Origin of the sequence: Streptomyces sp. NBC_01260, assembly GCF_036226405.1 — a bacterium.
In the GTDB taxonomy this organism is placed as follows: Bacteria; Actinomycetota; Actinomycetes; order Streptomycetales; family Streptomycetaceae; genus Streptomyces; species Streptomyces laculatispora.
This window is the reverse complement of the sequence record NZ_CP108464.1, coordinates 1,722,073-1,746,624: the sequence shown is the minus strand read 5'-3', so window position 1 is coordinate 1,746,624 and position 24,552 is coordinate 1,722,073. Positions and strand designations below refer to the sequence as shown.

24 protein-coding genes are annotated in these 24,552 nt (G+C 70.5%); 16 read left to right on the top strand and 8 right to left on the bottom strand.

Going from position 1 to position 24,552, the window contains the following annotated elements; all coding sequences use genetic code 11:
- Nucleotide 1: 1 nt before the first annotated feature.
- A complete protein-coding gene (locus OG322_RS07615) occupies nt 2–1,057 on the bottom strand; it encodes a hydrogenase expression protein HypE (protein ID WP_123462892.1) in 1,056 nt (351 codons plus the stop codon).
- Nucleotides 1,058–1,314: 257 nt separating this feature from the next.
- Between OG322_RS07615 and OG322_RS07610 the strand changes: the two genes are divergently transcribed.
- Both OG322_RS07610 and hypB read left to right on the top strand, forming a co-directional pair.
- Nucleotides 1,315–1,644 (top strand): hydrogenase maturation nickel metallochaperone HypA/HybF, encoded by a 330-nt coding sequence (locus OG322_RS07610; protein ID WP_164494451.1) that lies wholly within the window; start codon nt 1,315–1,317, stop codon nt 1,642–1,644.
- Between the two features lie 54 nt (nt 1,645–1,698).
- The gene (gene hypB, locus OG322_RS07605; protein WP_206432411.1) at nt 1,699–2,433 is read left to right on the top strand and encodes a hydrogenase nickel incorporation protein HypB; all 735 of its coding nucleotides are present in this window, start codon (nt 1,699–1,701) and stop codon (nt 2,431–2,433) included.
- Between the two features lie 22 nt (nt 2,434–2,455).
- Here the strand turns inward: hypB and OG322_RS07600 are convergent, their stop codons facing one another.
- Both OG322_RS07600 and OG322_RS07595 read right to left on the bottom strand, forming a co-directional pair.
- Complete coding sequence (locus tag OG322_RS07600) at nt 2,456–4,141, bottom strand: hydrogenase maturation protein (protein ID WP_123466136.1); 1,686 nt, start codon at nt 4,139–4,141, stop codon at nt 2,456–2,458.
- Between the two features lie 144 nt (nt 4,142–4,285).
- Nucleotides 4,286–5,062, bottom strand: a complete 777-nt coding sequence (locus tag OG322_RS07595; protein ID WP_185095456.1) for a VOC family protein — start codon at nt 5,060–5,062, stop codon at nt 4,286–4,288.
- A gap of 232 nt (nt 5,063–5,294) precedes the next feature.
- Here OG322_RS07595 and OG322_RS07590 point away from each other — a divergent pair, with 232 nt between their 5' ends.
- The gene (locus OG322_RS07590; RefSeq protein WP_266410819.1) at nt 5,295–6,125 is read left to right on the top strand and encodes a sulfurtransferase; all 831 of its coding nucleotides are present in this window, start codon (nt 5,295–5,297) and stop codon (nt 6,123–6,125) included.
- Between the two features lie 103 nt (nt 6,126–6,228).
- Here the strand turns inward: OG322_RS07590 and sepH are convergent, their stop codons facing one another.
- Nucleotides 6,229–7,293, bottom strand: coding sequence for a septation protein SepH (gene sepH / locus OG322_RS07585; protein WP_123462902.1), 1,065 nt, complete (start codon nt 7,291–7,293; stop codon nt 6,229–6,231).
- 496 nt (nt 7,294–7,789) lie between these two features.
- Between sepH and OG322_RS07580 the strand changes: the two genes are divergently transcribed.
- The gene (locus OG322_RS07580) at nt 7,790–8,881 is read left to right on the top strand and encodes a hypothetical protein (protein WP_123462903.1); all 1,092 of its coding nucleotides are present in this window, start codon (nt 7,790–7,792) and stop codon (nt 8,879–8,881) included.
- A 13-nt stretch (nt 8,882–8,894) separates the two neighbouring features.
- Here OG322_RS07580 and OG322_RS07575 read toward each other — a convergent pair whose 3' ends face one another.
- Nucleotides 8,895–10,217 (bottom strand): D-arabinono-1,4-lactone oxidase, encoded by a 1,323-nt coding sequence (locus OG322_RS07575; RefSeq protein ID WP_123462905.1) that lies wholly within the window; start codon nt 10,215–10,217, stop codon nt 8,895–8,897.
- Nucleotides 10,174–11,421, bottom strand: coding sequence for an MFS transporter (locus OG322_RS07570; RefSeq protein WP_123462907.1), 1,248 nt, complete (start codon nt 11,419–11,421; stop codon nt 10,174–10,176). Before OG322_RS07570 ends, OG322_RS07575 begins: the two co-directional genes overlap by 44 nt.
- Before the next feature lie 159 nt (nt 11,422–11,580).
- On the opposite strand from OG322_RS07570, the gene OG322_RS07565 reads away from it, so the two are divergent.
- Nucleotides 11,581–12,708 carry a ferrochelatase gene (locus OG322_RS07565; RefSeq protein WP_329306234.1) on the top strand — a complete coding sequence of 376 codons (1,128 nt, stop codon included), beginning with the start codon at nt 11,581–11,583 and terminating at the stop codon, nt 12,706–12,708.
- Nucleotides 12,709–12,747: 39 nt separating this feature from the next.
- The gene (locus OG322_RS07560; RefSeq protein WP_329306233.1) at nt 12,748–13,569 is read left to right on the top strand and encodes an inositol monophosphatase family protein; all 822 of its coding nucleotides are present in this window, start codon (nt 12,748–12,750) and stop codon (nt 13,567–13,569) included.
- Between the two features lie 85 nt (nt 13,570–13,654).
- On the opposite strand, the gene OG322_RS07555 is transcribed toward OG322_RS07560, so the two are convergent.
- Complete coding sequence (locus tag OG322_RS07555) at nt 13,655–13,828, bottom strand: hypothetical protein (RefSeq protein WP_164494452.1); 174 nt, start codon at nt 13,826–13,828, stop codon at nt 13,655–13,657.
- A gap of 395 nt (nt 13,829–14,223) precedes the next feature.
- On the opposite strand from OG322_RS07555, the gene OG322_RS07550 reads away from it, so the two are divergent.
- The 4 genes from OG322_RS07550 to OG322_RS07535 all read left to right on the top strand — a co-directional run bounded on the left by OG322_RS07550 (nt 14,224) and on the right by OG322_RS07535 (nt 17,801).
- Nucleotides 14,224–14,877, top strand: a complete 654-nt coding sequence (locus OG322_RS07550) for a response regulator transcription factor (protein ID WP_024490544.1) — start codon at nt 14,224–14,226, stop codon at nt 14,875–14,877.
- 5 nt (nt 14,878–14,882) lie between these two features.
- On the top strand, nt 14,883–16,118 hold the full coding sequence (locus tag OG322_RS07545; protein ID WP_398911838.1) for a sensor histidine kinase: 1,236 nt from the start codon (nt 14,883–14,885) through the stop codon (nt 16,116–16,118).
- Nucleotides 16,119–16,522: 404 nt separating this feature from the next.
- Complete coding sequence (locus OG322_RS07540; RefSeq protein WP_003965732.1) at nt 16,523–16,819, top strand: DUF4193 domain-containing protein; 297 nt, start codon at nt 16,523–16,525, stop codon at nt 16,817–16,819.
- A 13-nt stretch (nt 16,820–16,832) separates the two neighbouring features.
- The gene (locus OG322_RS07535; protein WP_123462915.1) at nt 16,833–17,801 is read left to right on the top strand and encodes a hypothetical protein; all 969 of its coding nucleotides are present in this window, start codon (nt 16,833–16,835) and stop codon (nt 17,799–17,801) included.
- Nucleotides 17,802–17,908: 107 nt separating this feature from the next.
- Here OG322_RS07535 and OG322_RS07530 read toward each other — a convergent pair whose 3' ends face one another.
- Nucleotides 17,909–18,367, bottom strand: a complete 459-nt coding sequence (locus OG322_RS07530; RefSeq protein WP_123462918.1) for a DUF3093 domain-containing protein — start codon at nt 18,365–18,367, stop codon at nt 17,909–17,911.
- Between the two features lie 58 nt (nt 18,368–18,425).
- Here OG322_RS07530 and OG322_RS07525 point away from each other — a divergent pair, with 58 nt between their 5' ends.
- The 6 genes from OG322_RS07525 to kdpB all read left to right on the top strand — a co-directional run bounded on the left by OG322_RS07525 (nt 18,426) and on the right by kdpB (nt 24,549).
- On the top strand, nt 18,426–19,010 hold the full coding sequence (locus OG322_RS07525) for a PaaI family thioesterase (protein WP_123462920.1): 585 nt from the start codon (nt 18,426–18,428) through the stop codon (nt 19,008–19,010).
- Nucleotides 19,010–19,543 (top strand): dUTP diphosphatase, encoded by a 534-nt coding sequence (gene dut / locus OG322_RS07520; RefSeq protein ID WP_123462922.1) that lies wholly within the window; start codon nt 19,010–19,012, stop codon nt 19,541–19,543. Before OG322_RS07525 ends, dut begins: the two co-directional genes overlap by 1 nt.
- 1 nt (nt 19,544) lies before the next feature.
- The gene (locus tag OG322_RS07515) at nt 19,545–20,318 is read left to right on the top strand and encodes a DUF3710 domain-containing protein (RefSeq protein WP_123462924.1); all 774 of its coding nucleotides are present in this window, start codon (nt 19,545–19,547) and stop codon (nt 20,316–20,318) included.
- 346 nt (nt 20,319–20,664) lie between these two features.
- Nucleotides 20,665–20,754, top strand: a complete 90-nt coding sequence (kdpF, locus tag OG322_RS07510; RefSeq protein WP_037777601.1) for a K(+)-transporting ATPase subunit F — start codon at nt 20,665–20,667, stop codon at nt 20,752–20,754.
- Between the two features lie 7 nt (nt 20,755–20,761).
- Nucleotides 20,762–22,426, top strand: coding sequence for a potassium-transporting ATPase subunit KdpA (gene kdpA / locus OG322_RS07505; protein ID WP_123462926.1), 1,665 nt, complete (start codon nt 20,762–20,764; stop codon nt 22,424–22,426).
- A 26-nt stretch (nt 22,427–22,452) separates the two neighbouring features.
- A complete protein-coding gene (gene kdpB / locus OG322_RS07500) occupies nt 22,453–24,549 on the top strand; it encodes a potassium-transporting ATPase subunit KdpB (protein ID WP_266410816.1) in 2,097 nt (698 codons plus the stop codon).
- Nucleotides 24,550–24,552 lie beyond the last annotated feature (3 nt).

Sequence of the window (24,552 nt, the reverse complement as noted above, 5' to 3'; positions counted from 1 at the left end):
CTTACCAGGTGCGTGCGGCGCCGGTCGTGAGTTCCTTGCCGGGCTTACGCCATTTCGGTTCGCGGTCCAGGGTGTGCGTGGTGATGTGGCGCAGCCGCCGCATCGTCGACCCGTACAGCCCGACCGCGTTGGTCGAGAGCTTTCCGCCCGGCGGCTCGTCCATGAACGGCATGAACTTGTCCGGGAACCCCGGCATGGTGCAGCCGATACAGATGCCACCGACGTTGGGGCAGCCGCCGATGCCGTTCATCCAGCCGCGCTTGGGCACGTTGCACTTGACCGTGGGTCCCCAGCAGCCCAGCTTGACGATGCACTTCGGTGAGCCGTACTCCGTCGCGAAGTCGGCCTGCTCGTAGTACCCGGCCCGGTCGCAGCCCTCGTGGACCGTCGACCCGAACAGCCACGTCGGCCGCAGAGCCTCGTCGAGCGGGATCATCGGGGCCTGGTCGGTGGCCATGTAGAGCAGGTAGGTGAGCGTCTCCGACAGGTTGTCCGGCTGGATCGGGCACCCGGGGACGCACACGATCGGGATCCCGGCCTTGGACTTCCAGTCCCAGCCCAGGTAGTCGGGCACGCCCATCGCGCCGGTCGGGTTGCCCGCCATGGCGTGGATACCGCCGTACGTCGCACAGGTCCCGACCGCGACGACCGCGGTGGCCTTCGGGGCCAGCCGGTCGAGCCACTCACTGGTGGTCATCGGCTGACCGGTGGCGGGATCGTTGCCGAATCCGCACCAGTACCCCTCGTCGTGCAACTGCTCGTTCGGAATGGAGCCCTCGACGACCAGGACGAACGGTTCCAGCTCTCCGCGGTCGGCCTTGAAGAACCATTCGAGAAAATCATCGGCGCCGCCGTTGGGGCCGCACTCGAAATCGATGAGCGGCCAGTGGACTGCGACCTGCGGAAGTCCGGGAAGGGCACCGAGAGCGATCTCCTCGATGCTCGGCTGAGTAGCGGCGGTCAGCGAAACGGAATCGCCGTCACAGCTCAGTCCCGCGTTGATCCACAGGACATGGATCAGAGTGTCCTCCGCCTTTACCGCTTCCTCTGTCGGCATGGAAGTGCCGCCTTTCAGGATGACGGCCCACCGGCCATCGGCCCCCACGGATGGGTACGCGCACATTGCTACCATCACGCCTCGATTCGGGTGCACCGGCAACACGGGGAATTCCTGACCCCGCCCGATTCCCGGGGCCGAATGACCGCACGCTGTGGACCGCTCGGGTGATCCGGCCGGGCACCGGTCCGGTCGGACGCCGGCAGGGTCCGCCGCCGTCCTACGGTCGGAGCCACCCCAGGAAGGACGAGGCACCGGTGCACGAGCTGGCCATCACACAGAACGTCGTCGACTCGGTGTGCGAACGCGCCGAGGGGCGTCCGGTCCGCACGGTCCGCGTCCGCGTCGGTGCGCTCACCGCCGTGGTGCCCGACTCGATGCGGTTCTGCTTCGGCCTGGTCACCGAGGGAACGGCCGCCGAGGGGGCCGAGTTGGAGATCGAGCAGCCGCCCGGTGCCGGCCGCTGCCGTACCTGTGCTGTCGAATTCACCCTGACCGACCTGATTCTGCTGTGTCCCTGCGGCAGCGCGGATGTGGAGATCACATCGGGACAGGAACTGCAGATCGTTTCCATGAGAGTGGGCTGAACCATGTGTGGCACCTGCGGTTGTTCCGAGGAGAGCGGCGGGACCAGGATCGCGATGCTGCGGGAGGATGATGAACCCGGTCACGGACATCCGCATCCCCACCCGCATCCGCATCCGCACGGGGGTCTTCGGCCGAACGGCGACGGCGAGACCGTCACCATCGAGCAGAAGGTGCTCGCCAAGAACGACCTCCTCGCGGACCGCAACCGGACGTGGATGACGGATCGCGGCGTCGTGGCCGTGAACGTGATGAGCTCACCGGGCGCGGGCAAGACCACCCTGTTCGAACGCACCATCACCGATCTCGGCGGCCGTCGGCCGATGGCCGTCATCGAGGGCGATCAGGAGACCAGGCTCGACGCCGACCGGATCGGCCGCACCGGCTGCGCCGTGGTGCAGGTGAACACCGGGGCGGGATGCCACCTCGACGCGGAGATGATGCGGGACGCGCTCACGGCGCTGTCCCCGCCCCAGGACTCGCTGCTCATGGTGGAGAACGTCGGGAACCTGGTGTGCCCCGCCCTGTTCGATCTGGGCGAGCGCGCCAAGGTCGTGATCATCTCGGTCACCGAGGGCACGGACAAGCCGCTGAAGTATCCGTACATGTTCGCCGCCGCCGACCTGATCCTGATCAACAAGGCCGATCTGCTGCCCTACGTCGACTTCGACGTCGAGCAGTGCGCGCGGCACGCGCGCTCGGTGAACCCGGACGTGCACGTGTTGACGGTCTCCGCGACCACCGGCGAGGGACTCGCCCACTGGTACGACTGGCTCGCGGCGCAGCGGTAGCGGCTCCGCCGGGTGGCCGCGGTCATCCCCGGGGGTGTGCGGTGTGGTGAAGGGCGGTGCCGGATGCGGGGCGTTCCTTGCGCACGAAGGCCCGGCGCAGCCCGTGGTACGGATGCTGCGGATCCGCGAAGATGCGGTGCATGTGTGCGAGTTCGTCCTCGCGGTAGGGGGCCAGGTCGACATGGTCCCCCTCCGCCTTCTTGGCGTTGACACGGGACTGCGTCGCCGGCAGCGCTGCCAGGCGGGAGGCCAGCGCGCCGGCTTCGGAGGCGAACGACTGAGGGCCGCATTCGATCACCCTGTCGACCAGTCCGAGTCGCAGAGCCGCCCCGGAACTGACCGGCCGCGCCTCCTGCGTCAACCGGTCGGCCACCGCCGTACCCACCCGCCGCGGCAGCGTGTACGTCCAGTACTCCGATCCGTACAGCCCCATCAGACGGTAGTGCGGATTGAGCACCGCACCGGCCCTGCACCACACCTCGTCGGCGGCGAGAGCCAGCATCACCCCGCCCGCCGCGGCATTTCCGGCCATCGCGGAGACGACGAGCCGGTCCGTGGTGGTCAGAACCGCTTCCACCAGGTCGTCCATGGCGTTGATGTTGGCCCAGGACTCGGCGCCGGGATCGGCCGACGCCTCGATCACGTTGAGATGGATGCCGTTGGAGAAGAAGTCCCGGCCGCCGCCGAGTACCAGTACCGAGGTGGGCCTGGAACAGGCGAACCGGTAGGCGCTCAGCAGGCGTTCGCACTGGTCCGTGCTCATCGCGCCGCCGCGGAACGAGAACGAGAGGAAGCCGGTCCGCGCCTCCTCCCGATAGCTGATCTCGGACCAGATGTCCTCGTGCCCGGTCCTGTGCAGCGGAGCCGGCCGGGCGGGTACGGCGGACAGCCGCCCGGCGAGCGCCGAGGTGGCCGGAAGCTTGAACGTGGCCGGACCGCCCGGCGTCCGCCGGGGCCGCAGCTCGGGGATCCACACCGCACCGTCGGTGGTCGCCCGGCAGATCGCGCCGTCGCGGGTGGCCACCACTTCCCCCGGACGTCCGCGCAGCCGGAACTCGGGGTGCCCGCCGTGCAGGAACCACTCGCCGCCCAGCAGGTCGTCGAGTACCCCGGGCTGGGAGTCCGCCGCCCTGAGCTTGCGGACCACCGTTGCGGTGGAGTCCGACTGCCAGTCGATGCGTCGCAGCGACTGGCCGAAATAGGGGCGGCAGCCGTCGTCGGCCCCGGAGTTCTGCGGGACCGGGGTGTACGTCGTGGACGCGAAGCGTCCGACGGCCAGGAGCACCGCCTCCACAGCGGCGTCCGAGATCTCGTTGCGGTACAGATCGCTCTTCGCCACCGGCGGCAGCGAGCAGGCCACGGATGCCCATACGTCACCCGCGTCCATCTCCGCGTTCGCCTGCAGGACGGTGACACCCCATTCGTCCGCACCCTCGTGGACGGCCCAGTCGAGTGAGGAGGGCCCACGGTCGCCGACCGGCCCGGGATGGACGACGAGACACGTGTGAACCGACCACACATCCTGGGGAATCGCGGTCTTGAGGAACGGCGCCACGACAAGGTCCGGGTCCTCCCGGCGCACGACGTCCCGGAGCGGGCTGTCCTCGTGCATCAGCTCCACGGCCACGGTGTGCCCGTGGTCCGTGAGCTCGGCTTGAACGCGCTGGGTGAGGCTGTTGAAGGCACTCGTGAGGAGCAGGATGTGCACGGCGATCTCCCGGTGGCTGCGGTCGGCCTGACCGAGCGTGAACGTGGAGTCCCGCTCACCGGACCGCACCGGGCCAGTACATGCCCGAAGTTCACTCGAAAGCGCACACCGGGGCCGCCGGAGAACCCGGCGGCCCCGTCTGCCTCAGCGCTTCGCCGAACGGACGATCGTGAAGGCCGCGCCCTCCGGATCGGCGACGGTCGCCACCCTGCCGCTGGACCCCTCCCTGGGCGGCTGGAGGATGTGTCCGCCGAGCTCCACCACGTGCTGCGCCGCCTCGTCCGTGTCGGCTACCTCGAAGTACGTCATCCAGTGCGGGCCGCGGTCCCGTGGCAGGCCGTGGCCCACGCCGTGCAGCGACGCCACCGGGTGGCCGTCCAGATGCAGGGTCTGGTAGTCGAAGTCGGCCGAGACCACGGCCTCCGCCTCGTAGCCGAACACCGCCTGGTAGAACTTGGCGACCGTCACCGTCTCCCGGGTCACCAGCTCGTTCCAGACCGGCGTTCCGGGTGACCCCGCCAGCGCGGTGCCCACATGCCGGGCCGCCTGCCAGATCCCGAAGACGGCCCCGCACGGGTCGGAGGCGATGGCCATCCGGCCCGCCTCGTCCGCGTCGAGCGGTCCGACGCCCACCGTGCCGCCGCAGGCACGGATCGTCTCCGCCGTGAGATCGGCGTCGTCGGTGGCCAGATAGGTCGTCCAGGCGATCGGGAGGTGCCGGTCGGGAGGCAGCTGTCCGATGCCCGCGACCTCCTTCCCGTCGATCAGTGCCCGGACGTACGGGCCCAGCTGCTCCGGGCCCGGTCCGAACTCCCAGCCGAACAGTTCGGCGTAGAAGTTCTGGGTCGTGTCCAGACCGTGCACGATCAAGCTCACCCAGCAAGGTGTTCCGGGTGTACGCCGAGCGGCAGCCTCGGTCATCGTCACTATCTCCTCGGACCATCGTGGTGGCCGTACGGGGGAACGGGGCCTGCGCGCCGTCGTGCGGTACGGGGTGTGTACGCCCCGTGCAGATGCTTGCACCACCCGGCGCTCGATGCGCCCCGGCCGCGCCGCACTTTCCGTGATCTCGACGGACGTGGTCCCATTTGTTCCAGTACGACCATTTCGCCGTTGTTACGGGTGGGCAGGCAACTGCGCGAGGATGGCTCCCATGAAGCCCATCATCTCCGCATCCGAATGTGTGAGCGAGTCGGCGGGTCCACGTCCGCCGGTGCTCCTGGACGTACGTTGGCAACTGGGCGGCCCGCACGGTCGGCCCGACTACGAAGCCGGGCACATCCCCGGGGCGGTCTTTGTCGATCTGGACGCGGAACTCGCCGGGCCCGCGGGCGGCGGCGGCCGTCATCCGCTTCCCGACCCGGCGGAATTCGCCGCGGTGATGCGCCGCGCCGGGGTCGGCCGGGACAGCTCGGTGATCGTGTACGACGGCGGGCTGGGCTGGGCGGCGGCCCGCGCCTGGTGGCTGCTGCGCTGGACGGGGCACCGGGACGTCCGGGTGCTGGACGGCGGTCTCGCCGGCTGGAGCGGCGAGCTGTCGAAGGAGACCCCGGCCCCGGCCGAAGGCGACTTCGTCCCCGAGCCGGGCGTACTGCCCCTGCTGGACGCGGACGGCGCGGCGGCCCTGGCGCGTTCGGGCCTGCTGCTCGACGCGCGGGCCGCCGAGCGCTACCGCGGCGATGTGGAGCCGATCGACCGGGTGGGCGGGCACATCCCCGGCGCGGTCTCGGCCCCCACGGGGGAGAACGTCGGCGCGGACGGGCGCTTCCTTCCCGTCCAGGCGCTGACCGCCCGCTTCGCCGGGCTGGGCGCCGACGGGGCCACCGCGGACATCGGCGTCTACTGCGGCTCGGGCGTCTCCGGCGCCCACGAGGTGCTGGCGCTGGAGATCGCCGGTTACCGGGCCGCTCTCTACGCGGGCTCCTGGTCCGAATGGTCGGCCGACGAGTCCCGTCCGGTCGCCACGGGTCCCGAACCCCGGTAACCGGGCGGCGGGCCGGAACCGGGGCGACGGGTTCCGCCCGGGCAGCGCACAAGGGCCCGTACGCAAGCGCGTACGGGCCCCCGTCATGCTGCGATCACCCGGTTCAGTCCTGTTTCTTGCGGCGCGTGCCGAAGACGATCTCGTCCCAGCTCGGCACCGCGGCCCGGCGGCCCGGCCGGACGCCGTCCGCCTCGGCCTGGCGGTCCGTCGTCCCGGTCAGCCGGTCGCGGTGACCGGCCACCGCGCGAGGCATCAGCACATCCGCGTAGGCGGAGCCGGCGCCCGCGGAGGCGGCCGGAGCGGGCGGATCCTCCGCCTCCGGCTCCCGCACGGCCGGTTCGATCGCCGGGGGCTCGGGCGGTGCGGGGCGCTCCGGCACGACCATGTCGCCGCGGAAGCTGGGTACGGCCTCCAGGAGACTGGTGAGCGAATCGCGCTCGCTCGCCGTGACCCCGCCGATGCGCTCCTCCGGCTCCGGGGGTGGAGGCGGGGCGGGGCGCTCCATCTGACGGTCCAGGGCGCGGTCCAGCGGCCGGTCGCGCGGCAGCCGGGCGATCCGCGGAACGAACGGGAAGCTGGGTTCGGGCGCGGCAACGTCGTCGGTCTCGCCGATCAGCGAGCGCGCCTCGTCGTCCACCGCCTGGACGAGCCGGCGCGGGGCGTCGTACGTCCAGCTCGCCGAGTGCGGCTCACCGGCGACCCGGTACACCAGGAGGACCTCCCAGGTGCCGTCGTCGCGGCGCCAGGAGTCCCACTGGACGGTTTCCCTGTCGGCGCCGCGCAGCAGGAGTCGCTCCTGCACCGCCTCGCCGAGCTGGGGGCCGGTGTTCTCGCCGGGACGGCGCACAGGAGTCTTCCGGGCCCGCTCGGCCATGAAGGCGCGCTCCGCGAGCACGGGGCCCTCGAAGCGGCGGACACGGTCCACCGGAATCCCGGCGAACTGAGCGACTTCCTCCGCCGAGGCACCGGCTCGTATCCGGGCCTGGATGTCGCGGGGGCGGAGGTGGCTCTCCACCTCGATCTCGATCTGGCCGAGCCGCGCGCGGTCGTTGCGCACGGCGGCTCGCAGCCGCTCGTCGATCGGAAGGGTGTACTCCGTGCTGTCCGCAGCCTTGAGCACCAGTCGTGTGCCGTCGTTGGAGACGGCCACGACACGCAGTTCGGGCATGGGGACCTCCCGGGTGGTGCCTGCCGACGTCACGTGCGTCGCTGCTTCCGCTAGTCGAGTGTGGCCTGCCCGGGTGCAGCCTGCCACAACATTGCCGTGTTGCCCGGCGTGTCGGGCGTGAGCCCTTGATCGCCGGTATGACACGGTGACCTCTTGCGCAACACAAAGTGACCGTCGGTCACTCCGTGCAGCCGGCCTCCGTGCGATGCCGCGGCGCCGCCGGATCGAGTGCCTCCTTCGGCCCCGTCCCGAAGGTTCCGGACTTCCACGCGGGAGTCCGGCCCCAGGGCTCGCCACAGTACTCCATTCGGGCCATGTGGGTGGACCGCCGCGCCGCCGAAGTTCTCGTGAGGCACGGGAGTTGGGTTACCCGGTCGGGGCGGTATGTCCCTCCCGCGTGTCCTGCTTCACAGAATCACCGTAAACGGAACTATCGGCTTCGCTCAAATGTCCCTTCTTGTTGCATGGTGGGAGCGATGTCAATCAAGGGCTGGAAATGGTGCAGAAGCCGGAAAGTGACATAGAACCCAGAGAAAGGCGGATCGATCTCAGCTTGCCCCAGGTCGCGGGCAGTGCCGTCGCGGCGGTCGCGGCGGCGGTGGCGGCCTCACAACTGGGCGTGTACGGAACGATTCTCGGCGCCGGGGTGATGAGCATCGTGGCCACCTGCGGTGGCTCGGTCTTCCAGCACTTCTTCCGTCGTACGGGTGAACAGATCCGCGAGGTCACGGTCCAGGTGAAGCACCCGGACCGTGAGGTGACCGTGCACACGCGCCAGAAGCGTGATGCCGGTGACGCGGACGGGACGTGGGGGACCCCCGAGACGCGGATCGCCCTGCGGGAGGCCGAAGGGTCCGCCGACGCCGCCGCGGTGCCGCGCGCGATGGACGCCACGACGGTCCTGCGCCGGGTGGACGCGGCGACCGCGCCCGAGGAGGCGGACGCCACCACGGTCCTGCGCGCCGTGGACGCCACCACCGTCCTGCGCAGGGCGACCGACGACCCCGGGCGGACGCAGCTGATCAAGTCGCTCGACGGGACCCGGCCGCTCGCGACGGCCCCCGGGGCCGGGGACGACGAGTTCTCGCAGGCGACCACACACGGCACCCGGATCCGCGGCTGGAAGCGCTCGGCGCTCGGGGCCGCAGTGGTGTTCGTCGTCGCGATGGCCGGGATCACCACGTTCGAACTGGTCTCGGGCAACGACCTGAGCGGCGGCCAGGGAACGACCGTGGGCTCCGTCGTACGCGGCGAGAGCGGCTCGGCCCCGGCCGGTCCCACGCCGTCGGACAGCACCGACCCGGGCCAGGACCGGCCGGCCCCGGGCCAGGACAACGGCACGGCGCCCGGCACCGACCCGGGGTCGGGCGGACAGAGCCGGAGCCCGGAGCCGGGCCGGGGCGACGGCTCCACGGCCGACCCGACGCCGACGCCCACTCCCACCCCGTCGGACTCCGCGGGCGACGGCTCCGTCGCCCCGCCGCCGCCCACCCCCAGCGACGGCACCGGCACCGGCAGCACCCCCGCCCCGTCGGGCAGCGCGCCGGCGCAGGAGAACGCACCCACCGGCACGGACGCCGGTCAGTGAGCGGACGCGGTCATCAGTCGCCCAGGACCCGGCGCAGGTAGTCGTTGGCGAAGAGGCGGTCCGGGTCCAGCCGGTCCCGGACCGCGGTGAACTCGCCGAACCGCGGGTACACCCCGGCCAGGTACCCGGAGTCACGGGTGTTGACCTTGCCCCAGTGGGGGCGGCCGTCGTGGGCGGTCATGATCCGCTCCACCGCCGTGAAGTACGCCTGGTACGGCGTGCCCCGGTACAGATGGACGGCGATGTACGCGCTCTCCCGGCCCGAGGCCGTGGAGAGCGCGATGTCGTCGGCGGGGGCGGTGCGCACCTCCACCGGGAAGCTGATGCGCAGCGGTGAACGCTCGACCATCGCCTTGACCTCGCGCAGCGCCTCCACGGCAGCCTCGCGGGGCAGGGCGTACTCCATCTCCACGAACCGCACCCGGCGCGGGCTGGTGAAGACCTTGTACGGGATGTCGGTGTACGTGCGTGCCGACAGGGCGCGGCTGGAGAGCTTGGCGATCGAGGGGATCGTGGCGGGTACCGCCCGGCCGAGCGAGCAAGCCGCCTGGAAGATCCCGTTGGAGAGGAGCTCATCCTCGATCCAGCCGCTGACCTTGCCGGGCGGAGCGGCGGGGCCCGCGCTCCGGTTGTTGCGCTTGGTGTTGCAGTTGCCGGTGTGCGGGAACCAGTAGAACTCGAAGTGTTCGTTCTCGGCCACCAGCTGATCGAAGTCGGCCGTGACCTTGTCGAAGGTCATCGGCTCCTCGCGGGCGGTCAGCAGGAAGACCGGCTCCACGGCGAAGGTGATCGCCGTGATGACGCCCAGGGCGCCGAGCCCGATCCGGGCGACGGCGAAGACGTCCGCGTTCTCGGTCTCCGAGCAGGTCAGCACCGTGCCGTCCGCCGTGACCAGCTCCAGGGCGCGGATCTGCGCGGATATCGACGCCGAGTCGCGGCCGGTGCCGTGGGTGCCGGTGGAGGTGGCCCCGGCGACCGTCTGATCCATGATGTCGCCCATGTTGGTGAGCGAGAGGCCCTCGCGGGCCAGCGCGGTGTTGAGGCGCTTCAGCGGGGTGCCGGCCTCGACGGTCACCGTCATCGCCGCACGGTCGATCTCCCGGATGCCGGTGAGCAGATCGGGGCGTATCAGCAGTCCGTCGGTGGCCGCGGTCGCGGTGAAGGAGTGGCCGGTGCCCACCGGCTTCACCTTCAGGCCGTCCTCGGACGCCCTGCGCAGCTCCTCGGCCAGCTCGTCCACGGAGGCGGGTGACACGGTCCGTACCGGACGGGCGGTGACGTTCCCCGCCCAGTTACGCCACGCGCTTGTCGTCGTCCGTGCGTAGGTGTCGGTCATCTTCCCCGCGCCCTTCCGTAGGAACCGGCCCACTGAGCCGGCGGTACCCCAGGAACGCCACCGCGGCCGCGAGCGCTCCCGCCACGACGGGCACCGCGTACCCCGCCTTCGCCCCGGACGCGTCGACCACCCAGCCGGCGGCCGAGGAGCCGAGCGCCACACCTACGGCGAGCCCGGTGCTGGTCCAGGTCATGCCCTCGGTCAGTCTGGTGCGCGGTACGTGCTGTTCGACGAGAGCCATGGTGGTGACCATCGTCGGTGCGATGGCGAGGCCCGCGACAAAGAGCGCCACGGCCAGGAACGGCAGGCTCCCGGCCAGTTGGAGGGGGATCATACTCACGGCCATCGCACACACTCCCACCAGCCACCGGCTGGACGGCCTGCCCTTCAGGTGCAGCAGGCCGAAGACCGCCCCGGCGAGGCAGGACCCCAGCGCGTACACGGCCAGCACGAGGCTCGCCGCGGCCTTGTGGCCCTGCTCCTCGGCGAAGGCCACCGTCACCACGTCGATCGCTCCGAAGATCGCGCCGGTCGCCACGAAGGTCCCCACGAGCACCTGGAGGCCGCGGGAGGCCAGCGCGGAACCGCTGGTGTGCCGCGCGTGCGGATGCGGCACCGGTTCGGTGGCCCGCTGCGCGGTCAGCCAGAAGACGCCGACCAGCAGGAAGCCGGCGGCCAGCAGCGGGCCCGCCTCGGGGAACCAGGCGGTGGAGAGCCCGATCGAGATGATCGGGCCGAAGATGAAACACACCTCGTCGACGATCGACTCCCACGCGTACGCGGTGTGGAGCTGCCGCGCCGAGCCCCGGTAGATCTCCGCCCAGCGGGCCCGGACCATCGAACCGACGCTGGGGACGCAGCCGGCGCCGGCCGCGAACACGAACAGGGTCCAGTCCGGCAGCCCCTGCTGCGCGCAGACCAGCAGACCGGCCACGGCCGCCAGGGCGACGAGGGTCACCGGGCGCAGCACCCGGCGCTGTCCGTGCCGGTCGACCAGCCGGGACACCTGCGGTCCCACCACCGCTGCGGCCATCGCCAGCGTCGCGGAGAGCGCGCCCGCCAGCCCGTACCGGCCGGTCAGCTGGGAGACCATGGTCACCACGCCGATGCCCATCATGGACAGCGGCATGCGGCCGAAGAAGCCGGCCGAGGAGAACCTCTTGGAGCCGGGGGCGGCGAAGATCGCGCGGTAGGGACTGGGCAAGGGGTACTCCGCTACGGCGTGGTCACACGCGGTGTCAGGGGTGAACGTGGCCGATACAGCTTACGGGTGGGGCGGTGTGCCCGGCCGCGGGAGACCGGCGGGTGTGCGGGACGGATGTCGGTGGGAGCCGCGCCGGGGACGGGTGGCAGGATCGATGTCATGTCCGATCTGCGTGAGCCCGCTCCCTACGACGCCCTGCTGCTGCTCTCCTTCGGGGGCCCCGAAGGCCCGGACGACGTGGTTCCGTTCCTGGCGAACGTGACCCGCGGCCGGGGCATCCCAGAGGAGCGGCTGAAGGAGGTCGGCAAGCACTACTTCCTGTTCGGCGGCGTCAGCCCGATCAACGGCCAGAACAGGGCCCTGCTCGACGCCCTGCGCAAGGACTTCGCGGATCACGGACTCGACCTGCCGGTCTACTGGGGCAACCGCAACTGGGCGCCCTACCTGACCGACACCCTGCGCGAGATGGCCGGGGACGGACACCGTCGCATCGCCGTCCTGGCGACCAGCGCGTACGCCTCGTACTCCGGCTGCCGGCAGTACCGCGAGAACCTCGCCGAGTCGCTGGCCGTCCTGGAGGCCGAAGGGCTGCCGGTGCCGCGCGTCGACAAGCTGCGGCACTACTTCAACCACCCCGGCTTCGTCGAACCGATGGTGGACGGCGTGCTCGCCTCCCTGGCCGACCTTCCCGAGGACGTGCGGGCCGGGGCGCACCTCGCCTTCACCACGCACTCCATCCCCACCTCGGCGGCCGATGCCTCCGGCCCGCCGGAGGCGCACGGCGACGGCGGTGCGTACGTCGCCGAGCATCTCGACGTGGCACGGGTGATCGTCGAGGCCGTCCGTGAGCGGACCGGTGCCGAGTACCCCTGGCAGCTCGTCTACCAGTCGCGCAGCGGTGCCCCGCACATTCCGTGGCTGGAACCCGACATCTGCGACCACCTGGAGCTGCTGCACAGCGACGGCGTTCCCGCCGTGGTGATGGCGCCCATCGGCTTCGTCTCGGATCACATGGAGGTCCTGTACGACCTCGACACCGAGGCCACCGCGAAGGCCGCCGAGCTCGGCCTGCCGGTGCGCCGGTCCGCGACCGTCGGCGCCGACCCGCGGTTCGCGGCGGCGGTGCGCGACCTCGTGCTGGAGCGCGCGGCCACCGAACAGGGCCGCGGCCGGAAGAGGTGTGCCCTCGGTGCGCTCGGGGCAAGCCACGACCTCTGCCCGGTCGGCTGCTGCCCGGCCCGTGCGGCCAGGCCGGCCGCCGCGGGCGCCGACAGCCCGTACGCGTAGGTCCCGCCCGACCCGTCCCCTCACCCCCTTGGGAGCGCTGTGACCGACCCCCTGCTGTCCGAACTGCTCGACCTCGCCCTGGACGCCGCCCACCGGGCCGGCGCGCTGCTGCGCGACGGACGCCCCGCTGACCTGGGGGTGGCCGCGACCAAGTCCAGCCCGGTGGACGTCGTCACCGAGATGGACATCGCCGCCGAGAAACTGATCACCGGCTTCCTGTCCGAACGCCGCCCCCAGGACGGCTTCCTCGGTGAGGAGGGCGCCAGCTCCGAGGGCAGCAGCGGCATCCGCTGGGTGATCGACCCGCTCGACGGCACCGTGAACTACCTGTACGGGCTGCCCACCTGGGCCGTCTCCATCGCCGCGGAACGGGACGGCGAGCGGGTCGTGGGCGTGGTGGAGGTCCCGATGCGCCGGGAGACGTACCACGCGGTGCTCGGCGGCGGTGCGTACGCGAAGGGCGGTGCCTACGGGGACGGCGGGGCCGCCCTGCGCTGCCGTCCCGCTCCGCCGCTCGACCAGGCGCTCGTGTCGACCGGCTTCAACTACGTCGCCGACGTCCGGGCGCACCAGGCCGACGTGGCGCGCGTGCTGATCCCGCGGCTGCGGGACATCCGGCGTGGCGGTTCCGCCGCGATCGACCTCTGCGACGTCGCCGCGGGCCGTCTCGACGGCTACTACGAGCGCGGCCTCCACCCGTGGGACCTGGCGGCCGGTGACCTCGTCGCGCGGGAGGCCGGCGCGCTCACCGGCGGGCGGCCGGGGATGCCCGCCGACGGCGGCCTGACGGTGGCCGCGTCACCGGGCGTCTTCGAGCCGCTGCAGTCCCTGCTGGAGGAACTGGGCGCCTGGCACGACTGAGCCGCTGTGCGGGCCGTGGGCCGCACCGGAACGAAGAAGGCCCCGCATGTGCCGGTACGGCACTGCGGGGCCTTCTCGTGACGGCTCAGACGCGTGAGGCGCCGATGTGGACTCCATGCTCGGCAGCGAGGCGGTGCAGATCCTCCAGCTCGCTCTGCTCGACGTCCGCGAGGAAGTCGTCGCCCGTCTCGCGGGCCTTCGTGAGGTCGGACTCGGTGGTCTTGATGCGTTGCAGCAGACCTGCGGTGAAAGCGTCCATGAGGCGCCCCCTCATCGTGGGTCGGTGGCACGGGGGTGTGCCCGGGTTTCCCTCCGCCGAGGCGGTAGGGCGGGTGATCACGCATCCTCCGGGGGAACGGAGGGGGCCAGTGGCACGCCACGTAAGAGGCGCGATCGCGGGTGTGAATTCGTCCTCCCCAACCCGGCCCTCAGAGAAACCTCAACTGGCCCGGAAAACCGCTGCATTCCGGGAAGCCGCAGGTCGGGCCGCGCCGTCTTACCGCCCGTTTATACGCGTTACGGGCAGGATGGAGGCGCACAGACCGTGCCTGGGTACGGCCCGGATCATGGGCCACCGGTCTGGTTCGAACGTTCCGCCGGTCCGTCGCGGACGTTGTGCAGCTCTGTTGTGGAAGTTCTAGGGAAGGAAGCGCCGTGCGCGTACTCGTCGTGGAGGACGAGCAGCTGCTCGCCGATGCGGTGGCCACCGGATTGCGCCGGGAGGCCATGGCCGTCGATGTCGTGTACGACGGTGCAGCGGCACTGGAGCGCATCGAGGTCAACGACTACGACGTCGTGGTGCTGGACCGGGACCTCCCCCTGGTGCACGGCGACGACGTCTGCCGCAGGATCGTCGAGCTGGGCATGCCGACCCGGGTGCTCATGCTCACCGCCTCCGGAGACGTCAGTGACCGGGTGGAGGGCCTTGAGCTCGGCGCCGACGACTATCTGCCCAAACCCTTCGCCTTCAGTGAGCTGACCGCGCGGGTTCGGGCGCTCGGGCGCCGTACGACCGTCGCACTGCCGCCGGTCCTGGAGCGTGCCGGGATCAAGCTCGACCCGAACCGCCGGGAGGTCTTCCGTGGCGAGCAGGAGGTCCAGCTCGCGCCCAAGGAATTCGCGGTGCTGGAGGTCCTGATGCGCAGCGAGGGCGCCGTGGTCTCGGCCGAGCAGCTCCTGGAGAAGGCCTGGGACGAGAACACCGACCCGTTCACCAACGTCGTCCGGGTGACCGTCATGACCCTGCGGCGCAAACTCGGTGAGCCGCCGGTGATCGTCACCGTGCCCGGCTCGGGTTACCGGATCTGATGCCGGTGCCCACTGTCCCGCCGCCCGCGACGGCGCCCCCCAAACCCACGTGGGAGCCCAAACAGCAGGAGCCCCCGTACCCCTGGCTGCGCCCCACCATCCGGATACGTCTCACCCTGCTGTACGGCGGCATGTTCCTGATCGCCGGCATCCTGCTGCTGTCGATCATCTACATGCTGGCCGCGCAGGCCCTGCACGTCGGCAGCGAGCTGCCGTTCAAGATCGTCGACGGCCATGTGTCCAGCAAGGTCTGCAACCTGCTGGGGGAGGGGAGCTCACCGGACTCCGTCAACGCGGCGATGAACTCCTGCGTCAACCACCAGCGCCAGCAGGCGCTCGACACGCTCCTCAACCGGTCGCTGCTGGCCCTCGTGGGCCTGAGCATCATCGCCTTCGCCTTCGGTTACGCGATGGCGGGACGGGTGCTCTCGCCGCTGGGCCGGATCACCCGGATCGCCCGTCGGGTGGCCGGTACGGATCTCTCCAGGCGCATCGAGCTGGACGGTCCCGACGACGAGTTCAAGGAGCTCGCCGACACCTTCGACGACATGCTGGACCGGCTGGAGCGGGCCTTCACCGCGCAGCAGCGGTTCGTCGGGAACGCGTCGCACGAGCTGCGCACGCCCCTGGCGATCAACCGCACGCTGCTGGAGGTCCACCTCTCCGATCCGCAGGCACCCCCGGAGCTCAAGCAGCTCGGCAAGACGCTGCTGGCCACCAATGAACGCAGTGAGCAGCTGGTCGAGGGCCTGCTGCTGCTCGCCCGAAGTGACAACCAGATCGTCGAGCGCAAACCCGTCGACCTCGCCGAGGTCGCCTCGCGCGCCCTCGACCAGACCCGGGGCGAGGCCGAGGCCAAGGGCGTGGAGCTGCGCGACGAGCTGGCCCCGGCCGTGGTCCAGGGCAACGGCGTGCTGCTGGAGCGGATCGCGCTGAACCTCGTACAGAACGCGGTGCGCTACAACGTTCCGGACGGCGGCTGGGTCGGGGTCACCACCGAGCTCCTGCCGGGCCAGGCCCTGCTCGTCGTCTCGAACACGGGGCCGGTGGTGCCCGGCTACGAGATCGACAACCTCTTCGAGCCGTTCAGACGGCTGCGTACGGAGCGGACGGGCAGCGACAAGGGGGTGGGGCTCGGCCTGTCGATCGCGCGGTCCGTCGCGCGTGCTCACGGAGGCCGTATCATCGCGGAGCCCCGCGAGGGCGGTGGTCTTGTGATGCGCGTCTCACTGCCTGTCTGACAGGCCGGACGAAGCGATTCGCACGCGGATTATTTTGTTCGCTTTGAGCGGAATTTTCCGGACCCGGCCCCGAAGGGGCCATGTGTGATCGATCACAGGAGCGAATTTCCGGCCGTCCACGCTCCGTGATCAGGGCCCCCACCGGAAATCCGGCAATAGTTGGGGTTTTCGGGGGTCATTATCACGGGAAGTACACGGGGTGGCGCCGGTCAACGGCGCCGCCAGGACCGTGTACGGTCCCCATCGCCACCCAAGCCGATCGCTCTCGAGCGGTCCTTTTGGGTGTCGATTGAGTAACAGACCTTGATGTGAGGCAAAATCTCCGCCTCGGGTCGGGCACAAGTCCGGCCTCTCACGCGTTACGTGCGCTGAGACACCGCAGACACCCAGAGGGGGAGAGCGACATGGCAACGGATTACGACACCCCACGAAAGACCGACGACGACGTCGATCAGGACAGCCTTGAAGAGCTCAAGGCTCGTCGGAGCGACAAGACGGCCTCGGCCGTCGATGTCGACGAGTTCGACGCGGCCGAAGGACTGGAGCTGCCCGGCGCAGACCTGTCCAACGAAGAACTGGCCGTAAGGGTCCTGCCCAAGCAGGCCGACGAATTCACGTGCATGAGCTGCTTCCTCGTGCACCACCGCAGTCAGCTGGCCCGCGAGAAGAACGGCCAGCCGATCTGCCGCGACTGCGACTGAGGTCCGGTCGGCCGTGGCAGGGGACACACCGTTCAGGAAGCGGCGCCCCCGGCGCAGTAAGTCGTCGGAGGCGCATCAGGGCGGTACAGGCCCGGCAGAAGGCGTAGCAGCGCCTGCCGAGCCGTCCGCCCTGCCACCCTCGCCGGGCGGACAGGACGACGAGCGGGGCCGGCCGGCCTCGCTCGAAGCAGCCGGAGCGGCTGCAGAAGTCGACACGGCCGACAGGGCCGAACAGGTCGACAGGACGGAGCCCGTGACCGGGGCAGGCCGTCTGAAATCAGTGAAACGGGGCGTACGCAAGGGCGGGGAGAGCGCCAGGGCAGCGATCGGTCATATCGCCGACCTGATCATCGATATCGCTCCCCGCGTCCCTGTGCGCGATCTCGCCACCCTGCGCAAGCAGTTCCCGGACCTCGGGCCCGAGGAGCTGGCCGACAAGCTCATCGCGGGCGCGGGCAAGGCCACCGCCGCCGTCGGCGCCGGAATCGGCGCGGCGGCCATGATGCCCGTACCGCCCGCCATGCTCGCCGAGCTGGCCACGGAGATCACCGGTGTGGCCGCGATCGAGATGAAGCTCGTCGCGGAGCTGCACGAGGTGTACGGGCTCCGCCCGCCCGGCGGTCTCGCCCAGCGCTCCACCGCCTACCTCACCTCCTGGACCGAGGAGCGCGGCATCGACATCACCCGTCCCGTGACGGTCAACGCGGCACTCGGCGGCCAGATGAAGCGCGAGCTGCGCCAGCAGATCATGAAGCGCACCGCGCGCAATCTGCCGAACCTGATTCCGTTCATGATCGGCGCCACGGTCGGCGCGATGATGAACCGCCGTGAGACCAGAAGACTTGCCGAACGGGTCAGGAAGGATCTGCGGAAGCGGCAGATCCCCTGGGACCGGCTGCCGGAGCTGCCGCCGCTGGAACGGCCCGCGCTCCCGTACGAGGCCTTTCCCGGACATCCGGCGGACCAGCCCCCCGAGGGCTAGCCGGGCCGTTCACGCGCCCCGCGGGCCGACCGCGCCCCCCTGGGGCCTCAGGGCCCCGGCCGGCCCCGTCCAGGGCTGCCTGAGGCCCGTGGGGCCCGGGACCAGCCTCAGGCCCGGACCGCCGCCTTCAGCGCCGCCACCAGCGCCTGCGGCTCGCGCGTCGACAGATAGGCGTACGGAGTCGGGTCCTGCGGATCCGTGATCTTCACCCGCACCGCCGTCGGGATGTAGCTGCGCAGCAGCATGAAGGCCCGGGTGTCCGCCTTGTACGAGCGCCAGGCGCGCGCCTCCTCGGCCTCCAGCACCTCGGCCTCACCGAGCGCCGACACCGGGATCCGCGCGTCACCGGCCACGAGTGCGTCGCCCACCACCCGGATCCGGACGGAGCCGTACGAACTCACCACCACCGCCGACGCGGCTGTGCCGCCCACCAGGCCGGCGAGCAGCGGCAGGGTGCCCAGCGGCAGCAGCATCAGCGCGCACGCGATGCCGAGGAGGAAGCAGATCACCCACCATGAACGGGGTGCGGTGAGGCGTTCGTCGAATGGCGGGGCGGAAGGCTGCATGAGCCCAAGCTTGGCACGGCGCGACCTGCGGGTAGCCGCGCGGGTAAGGTCTGCGGCTGTGAGTGGAACATCTGCGGCTCTGAAGCCCCCGGCCGACGCGGTGAAACCGGTCCGGCACCCCGACGCGCCGGCCCCCGGCGAGCTCCTCGGCGCGCACTACGAACACTGTTTCGGATGCGGCGGGGGACAGCCGCACGGGCTGCACCTCCAGGCGCGGGCCGGCGAGGGTGTCGAGGTCACCGCCGAGTTCACCGTGCAGGCCGCCCACCAGGGAGCCCCCGGCCTGGCGCACGGCGGGGTACTGGCCACCGCGCTCGACGAGACGCTCGGCTCGCTGAACTGGCTGCTGCGGGTGATCGCGGTGACCGGACGGCTGGAGACCGACTTCGTCCGCCCCGTCCCGGTCGACACGGTGCTGTTCCTCGACGCCGCGATCACCGCCGTGCACGGCCGGAAGATCTACTCCAGGGCGACGGGCCGGATCGGCGGCCCGGACGGGCCCGTGGCGGTCCGGGCCGAGGCCCTCTTCATCGAGGTCAAGGTCGACCACTTCATCGAGAACGGCCGCCCGGCCGAGATCCGGGCGGCGATGGCCGACCCCGACCAGGCCAAGCGCGCCCGCGCCTTCGAGGTGAACCCCTGATGCGCCATCCCGTGGACGTGCTGATCCGCAGGACCGACCCGGACGTGCCGATCCCGGCCTACGGGCACCCCGGCGACGCCGGAGCCGATCTGGTGACCACCGAGGCCGCCGAACTGGCACCCGGCGAGCGGGCCGTGCTGCCCACGGGGGTTTCGATCGCACTGCCCGACGGGTACGCCGCGTTCGTGCACCCCCGGTCCGGCATCGCCGCGCGCTGTGGAGTCGCACTGGTGAATGCCCCGGGGACGGTTGATGCCGGGTACCGTGGAGAGATCAAGGTGATCGTCATCAATCTCGACCCGCGCGAGTCCGTGCGGTTCGAGCGGTTCGACCGGATTGCCCAACTGGTCGTGCAACAGGTCGAGAAGGTGCGCTTCCACGAAGTGTCGGAGCTTCCCGGTTCGGCGCGGGCCGAAGGGGGCTTCGGGTCCACCGGCGGTCATGCCGCCGTTGATGTTGATGGCGTCCGGGGCGGGGTTCCCCAGGACGGGAACAGCTACGCTTCGGTCGAATCCGACCGGGAAGGACAGTGACGTGTTCGGACGTCGCAAGAACAGTGGTTCCGCCGAGGACACGGCGGACGAAGCGCGCGAGGCCGAGCAGGTCGTCGACGAGCTCGATGACGCCGATGCCGCCGAGGGCGGATCGCGTCGGATGAACCTTCCGCCGGCGCCGCGACCGGACGGGCCGTGGGACATCGAAGAGGTCTCCCAGCCCGGCGAGGGCCGGGTCGACCTGGGCGGCATCTTCGTGCCCGGGGTCGAGGGCATGGAGCTGCGTGTCGAGGTCGCCGGTGACGCGATCGTCGCCGCCACCGTCGTGCTGCGCGACAGCGCGATCCAGCTGCAGGCCTTCGCCGCCCCCAAGAAGGAGGGCATCTGGGGCGAGGTCCGCGACGAGATCGCCTCCGGCATCACCCAGCAGGGCGGGATCATCGACGAGGTCGAGGGCCCGCTGGGCTGGGAGCTGCGCGCGCAGGTCCCCGTACAGCTTCCCGACGGGGCGAACGGCGTGCAGCTGGTCCGCTTCGTCGGCATCGACGGCCCGCGTTGGTTCCTGCGCGGTGTGATCTCCGGCCAGGGCGCCGTGCAGCCGGAGGCCGCCGGTCTGCTGGAGACGGTCTTCCGGGACACCGTGGTGGTCCGCGGCGACGGCCCGATGGCCCCGCGCGACCCGATCGTCCTGAAGCTCCCCAACGATGCCCAGATGGTGCCCGAGGGTGTTCAGCAGGAGGAGCAGGAGGGCTCGAAGTTCTCCGGCGGCATGGGTCAGCTCCAGCGCGGCCCCGAGATCACCGAGGTGCGCTGACCCCGCACCCGTAAGCACCGGCCGGTGGGCCGTACCCCTTTCCTGGGGTACGGCCCACCGGCTTCTGCGTTCCCGTGCGCCGTGCGGCCCCGCCCGCCGCACGGGAACCGGTCGCCGTGGCGTATGAGGCGCGTATCGGGCACGTACAGGCGCCGTCAAGGGCCGACCCATCTCCGTATGGAAGCCATCAACGCAGGTCAAAGCGGTGTCTGCGGCAGGTTTGCTCATGAGGTCCGAGAAATCCGCACCTCATCCAGGAGCACCCGATGGCCGATATGGCCTTCGTCGTCACCACGATCGCGGTCTTCGCGCTGGTGGCACTCATCGCCAAGGGGGTGACGAAGCTGTGACCGCCGAAAACGTGGTGGGCCTCGTCGTGGCCGTCGCCCTGCTGGGCTATCTCGTCCTCGCCCTTCTGTACCCGGAGAGGTTCTGAGCCCGAAATGAGCCCCGTCCTCGCAGCTGTGCTCCAGCTGCTCGCGCTCGTCGTGGCGCTGGGTCTGGCGTACCGCCCGCTCGGCGACCACATGGCCCGTGTGTACACCTCGCCCCGGCATCTGCGGGCCGAGAAGTGGATATACAAGGCCATCGGCGCCGATCCGAACACGCAGATGCGCTGGCCCGCCTATCTCCGCGGTGTCCTGGCCTTCTCCGCCGTGAGCGTCCTTTTCCTGTATCTGCTGCAGCGGCTCCAGGGCTCGCTGCCCGGCTCCCTCGGTTTCGCCTCGATCGACCCCGACCAGGCGTTCAACACCGCGGCGTCGTTCGTCGCCAACACCAACTGGCAGTCGTACTCCGGCGAACAGGCCATGGGCCACGTCGTGCAGACCGGCGGCCTCGCGGTGCAGAACTTCGTCTCGGCCGCCGTCGGCATCGCCGTCGCGGTGGCCCTCGTACGGGGCCTCGCCGCCACCCGTACCGGTGAACTCGGCAACTTCTGGTCCGACCTGGTGCGCGGCACCGTACGGATCCTCCTTCCGGTCTCGGTGATCGGCGCGCTCGTGCTGGTCGCCTGCGGGGCGATCCAGAACTTCTCCGGCATCCACTCCGTCGGCCAGTTCCTGGGCGGTTCGCAGCAGTGGAACGGCGGCGCGGTCGCCTCCCAGGAGGTCATCAAGGAGCTGGGCACCAACGGTGGCGGCTACTTCAACGCCAACTCGGCCCACCCCTTCGAGAATCCCAACGGGCTCTCCAACCTCTTCGAGATCTTCCTGATCCTCGTCATCCCGTTCGCTCTGACCCGCACCTTCGGCCGGATGGTCGGCTCGCTCAAGCAGGGCTACGCGATCCTCGCCACCATGGGCGTCATCTGGCTCGGCTTCACCGCGCTGATGATGTGGACCGAATTCGCCCACCACGGGCCCGCGTTCGATATCGCGGGCGGGGCCATGGAGGGCAAGGAGAACCGTTTCGGCGTCGGCGGCTCGTCCCTCTTCGCGGTGGCCACCACGCTCACCTCGACCGGTGCGGTGAACTCCTTCCACTCCTCGTACACCGGCTTCGGCGGCGGCATCACGATGCTCGGCATGCAACTCGGCGAGATCGCGCCCGGCGGTACCGGCTCCGGTCTCTACGGGATGCTGATCATGGCGGTCATCGCGGTGTTCATCGCCGGCCTGATGGTCGGCCGCACACCCGAGTACCTCGGCAAGAAGATCGGCACCCGGGAGATCAAGCTCGCGGCCTGCTACATCCTGATCACCCCGGCGCTGGTGCTCTGCTTCACCGGCGCGGCGATGGCCCTGCCCACCCCGGGCGACTCGATGACCAACACGGGCGCACACGGTTTCTCCGAGATCCTCTACGCCTACACCTCCGGCGCCAACAACAACGGTTCGGCCTTCGCCGGACTGGCCGCGGACACCCAGTGGTTCAACACCACGATCGGACTGGCGATGCTGCTGGGCCGGTTCCTGCCCATGGTGTTCGTCCTCGCCCTGGCGGGCTCGTTCGCCGAGCAGCGGCCCGTCCCGGCGACCGTCGGCACCCTCGGCACACACAAACCGCTCTTCAGCGGACTGCTGGTGGCCACCGTCATGATCATCGCCGGTCTGACCTACTTCCCGGCCCTGGCTCTGGGCCCACTGGCCGAGGGGCTGGCGTCATGACCCTCCGTACGAAGCAAGAGGACGCGATGTCCACAGTCACACCGGCCGGCGCACCGCACCGGGACACCCCGTCCGGGCACGGCCCCGAAGGGCGCGTCGGCGCGGGTCTGTTCGACCCCCGGATGCTGATCGCCTCGTTCCCCGACGCGATACGCAAACTCGATCCCCGGGTGATGATCAAGTCACCGGTGATGTTCGTGGTGCTGACCGGGTCGGTGCTCACCACCGTGCTGGCGGCCCTGGACCCGGGGGACTGGTTCGGCTGGGCGATCACGGTCTGGCTCTGGCTGACCACGGTCTTCGCCAACCTGGCGGAGGCGGTCGCCGAGGGGCGCGGCAAGGCGCAGGCGGACACCCTGCGCAGGGCCAAGACGGACACCGTCGCCCGCCGGCTGACGGGGACGGACGAGGAGCGGGTACCGGGCACCGATCTGCGCATCGGCGACCTGGTGGTCTGCGAGGCCGGGGACATCATTCCGGGCGACGGAGACGTCGTCGAGGGAGTGGCGAGCGTCGACGAATCCGCGATCACGGGCGAATCGGCACCGGTCATCCGGGAGTCCGGCGGCGACCGCAGCGCCGTGACCGGTGGTACGAAGGTGCTCTCCGACCGCATCGTCATCAAGATCACCACCAAGCCCGGCGAGACCTTCATCGACCGCATGATCGCCCTTGTCGAGGGCGCGGCACGGCAGAAGACGCCCAACGAGATCGCGCTGAACATCCTGCTCGCCTCGCTGACCATCGTGTTCCTGCTGGCCGTGGTCACCCTCCAGCCGTTCGCCGTCTACGCGGGCAGCGAGCAGTCCATGATCGTGCTGGCCGCGCTGCTGGTCTGTTTGATCCCGACCACCATCGGCGCATTGCTCTCCGCGATCGGCATCGCCGGCATGGACCGGCTGGTGCAGCGCAACGTGCTCGCCATGTCGGGGCGTGCCGTCGAGGCGGCGGGCGATGTGTCGACCCTGCTGCTCGACAAGACCGGCACGATCACCCTCGGCAACCGGCAGGCCGCGGCGCTGCTCCCGGTCGCGGGTGTGACGGAGGCCGAGCTGGCGGACGCCGCCCAGCTCTCCTCGCTGGCCGACGAGACGCCCGAGGGCCGCTCCGTCGTCGTCCTTGCGAAGGAGGCGTACGGGCTCCGGGAACGGCATCAGGGGCAACTGGCCAGCGCGCAGTGGGTGGGCTTCACCGCCCAGACCCGGATGTCCGGGGTGGATGTCGGCGGACGCCGGATCCGCAAGGGGGCCACCGGTTCGGTCGTCGCCTGGGTCCGGGAGCGCGGCGGCACGGTCCACCCCGACGTGGCCGTACTCACCGACCGGATCTCCCGTGAGGGCGGCACACCCCTGCCGGTCGCGGTCGACGACGGGGACGGCGCCCGGGTCCTCGGCGTCATCCACCTCAAGGACGTCGTCAAGGAGGGCATGCGCGAGCGGTTCGACGAACTGCGCCGGATGGGCATCCGCACGGTCATGATCACCGGCGACAACCCGCTGACCGCGAAGGCCATCGCCGAGGAGGCGGGGGTCGACGACTTCCTCGCCGAGGCCACGCCCGAGGACAAGATGGCCCTCATCAAGCGCGAGCAGGCGGGCGGCAAGCTCGTCGCGATGACCGGCGACGGGACGAACGACGCGCCTGCGCTCGCCCAGGCCGACGTCGGTGTGGCCATGAACACCGGCACCTCGGCCGCCAAGGAGGCCGGGAACATGGTGGACCTGGACTCCGACCCGACCAAGCTGATCGAGATCGTCGAGATCGGCAAACAGCTCCTGATCACCCGTGGTGCGCTGACGACGTTCTCCATCGCCAACGACGTCGCGAAGTACTTCGCGATCATCCCCGCGATGTTCGCCGTGGTCTATCCGGGTCTGGACCGGCTCAACATCATGGACCTGTCCTCGCCCCGGTCCGCGATCCTGTCCGCCGTGATCTTCAACGCGCTGATCATCGTCGCGCTGGTGCCGCTCGCGCTCAAGGGCGTGCGCTACCGGCCCGCGGGCGCCGACTCGATGCTCCGGCGCAACCTCGGGATCTACGGACTCGGCGGCCTGATCGCCCCCTTCATCGGCATCAAGATCATCGACCTGATCATCTCCCTCATCCCCGGAATCGGCTGACCT

What these genes read in the sequence shown, in the direction of transcription:
- OG322_RS07615 (WP_123462892.1), bottom strand. Translation starts at nt 1,057, where the DNA reads ATGCCGACAGAGGAAGCGGTAAAGGCGGAGGACACTCTGATCCATGTC.
- hypB (WP_206432411.1), top strand. Translation starts at nt 1,699, where the DNA reads ATGCTGCGGGAGGATGATGAACCCGGTCACGGACATCCGCATCCCCAC.
- OG322_RS07595 (WP_185095456.1), bottom strand. Translation starts at nt 5,062, where the DNA reads ATGACCGAGGCTGCCGCTCGGCGTACACCCGGAACACCTTGCTGGGTG.
- OG322_RS07590 (WP_266410819.1), top strand. Translation starts at nt 5,295, where the DNA reads ATGAAGCCCATCATCTCCGCATCCGAATGTGTGAGCGAGTCGGCGGGT.
- sepH (WP_123462902.1), bottom strand. Translation starts at nt 7,293, where the DNA reads ATGCCCGAACTGCGTGTCGTGGCCGTCTCCAACGACGGCACACGACTG.
- OG322_RS07580 (WP_123462903.1), top strand. Translation starts at nt 7,790, where the DNA reads ATGGTGCAGAAGCCGGAAAGTGACATAGAACCCAGAGAAAGGCGGATC.
- OG322_RS07575 (WP_123462905.1), bottom strand. Translation starts at nt 10,217, where the DNA reads ATGACCGACACCTACGCACGGACGACGACAAGCGCGTGGCGTAACTGG.
- OG322_RS07565 (WP_329306234.1), top strand. Translation starts at nt 11,581, where the DNA reads ATGTCCGATCTGCGTGAGCCCGCTCCCTACGACGCCCTGCTGCTGCTC.
- OG322_RS07555 (WP_164494452.1), bottom strand. Translation starts at nt 13,828, where the DNA reads ATGGACGCTTTCACCGCAGGTCTGCTGCAACGCATCAAGACCACCGAG.
- OG322_RS07540 (WP_003965732.1), top strand. Translation starts at nt 16,523, where the DNA reads ATGGCAACGGATTACGACACCCCACGAAAGACCGACGACGACGTCGAT.
- OG322_RS07530 (WP_123462918.1), bottom strand. Translation starts at nt 18,367, where the DNA reads ATGCAGCCTTCCGCCCCGCCATTCGACGAACGCCTCACCGCACCCCGT.
- dut (WP_123462922.1), top strand. Translation starts at nt 19,010, where the DNA reads ATGCGCCATCCCGTGGACGTGCTGATCCGCAGGACCGACCCGGACGTG.
- kdpA (WP_123462926.1), top strand. Translation starts at nt 20,762, where the DNA reads ATGAGCCCCGTCCTCGCAGCTGTGCTCCAGCTGCTCGCGCTCGTCGTG.
- kdpB (WP_266410816.1), top strand. Translation starts at nt 22,453, where the DNA reads ATGTCCACAGTCACACCGGCCGGCGCACCGCACCGGGACACCCCGTCC.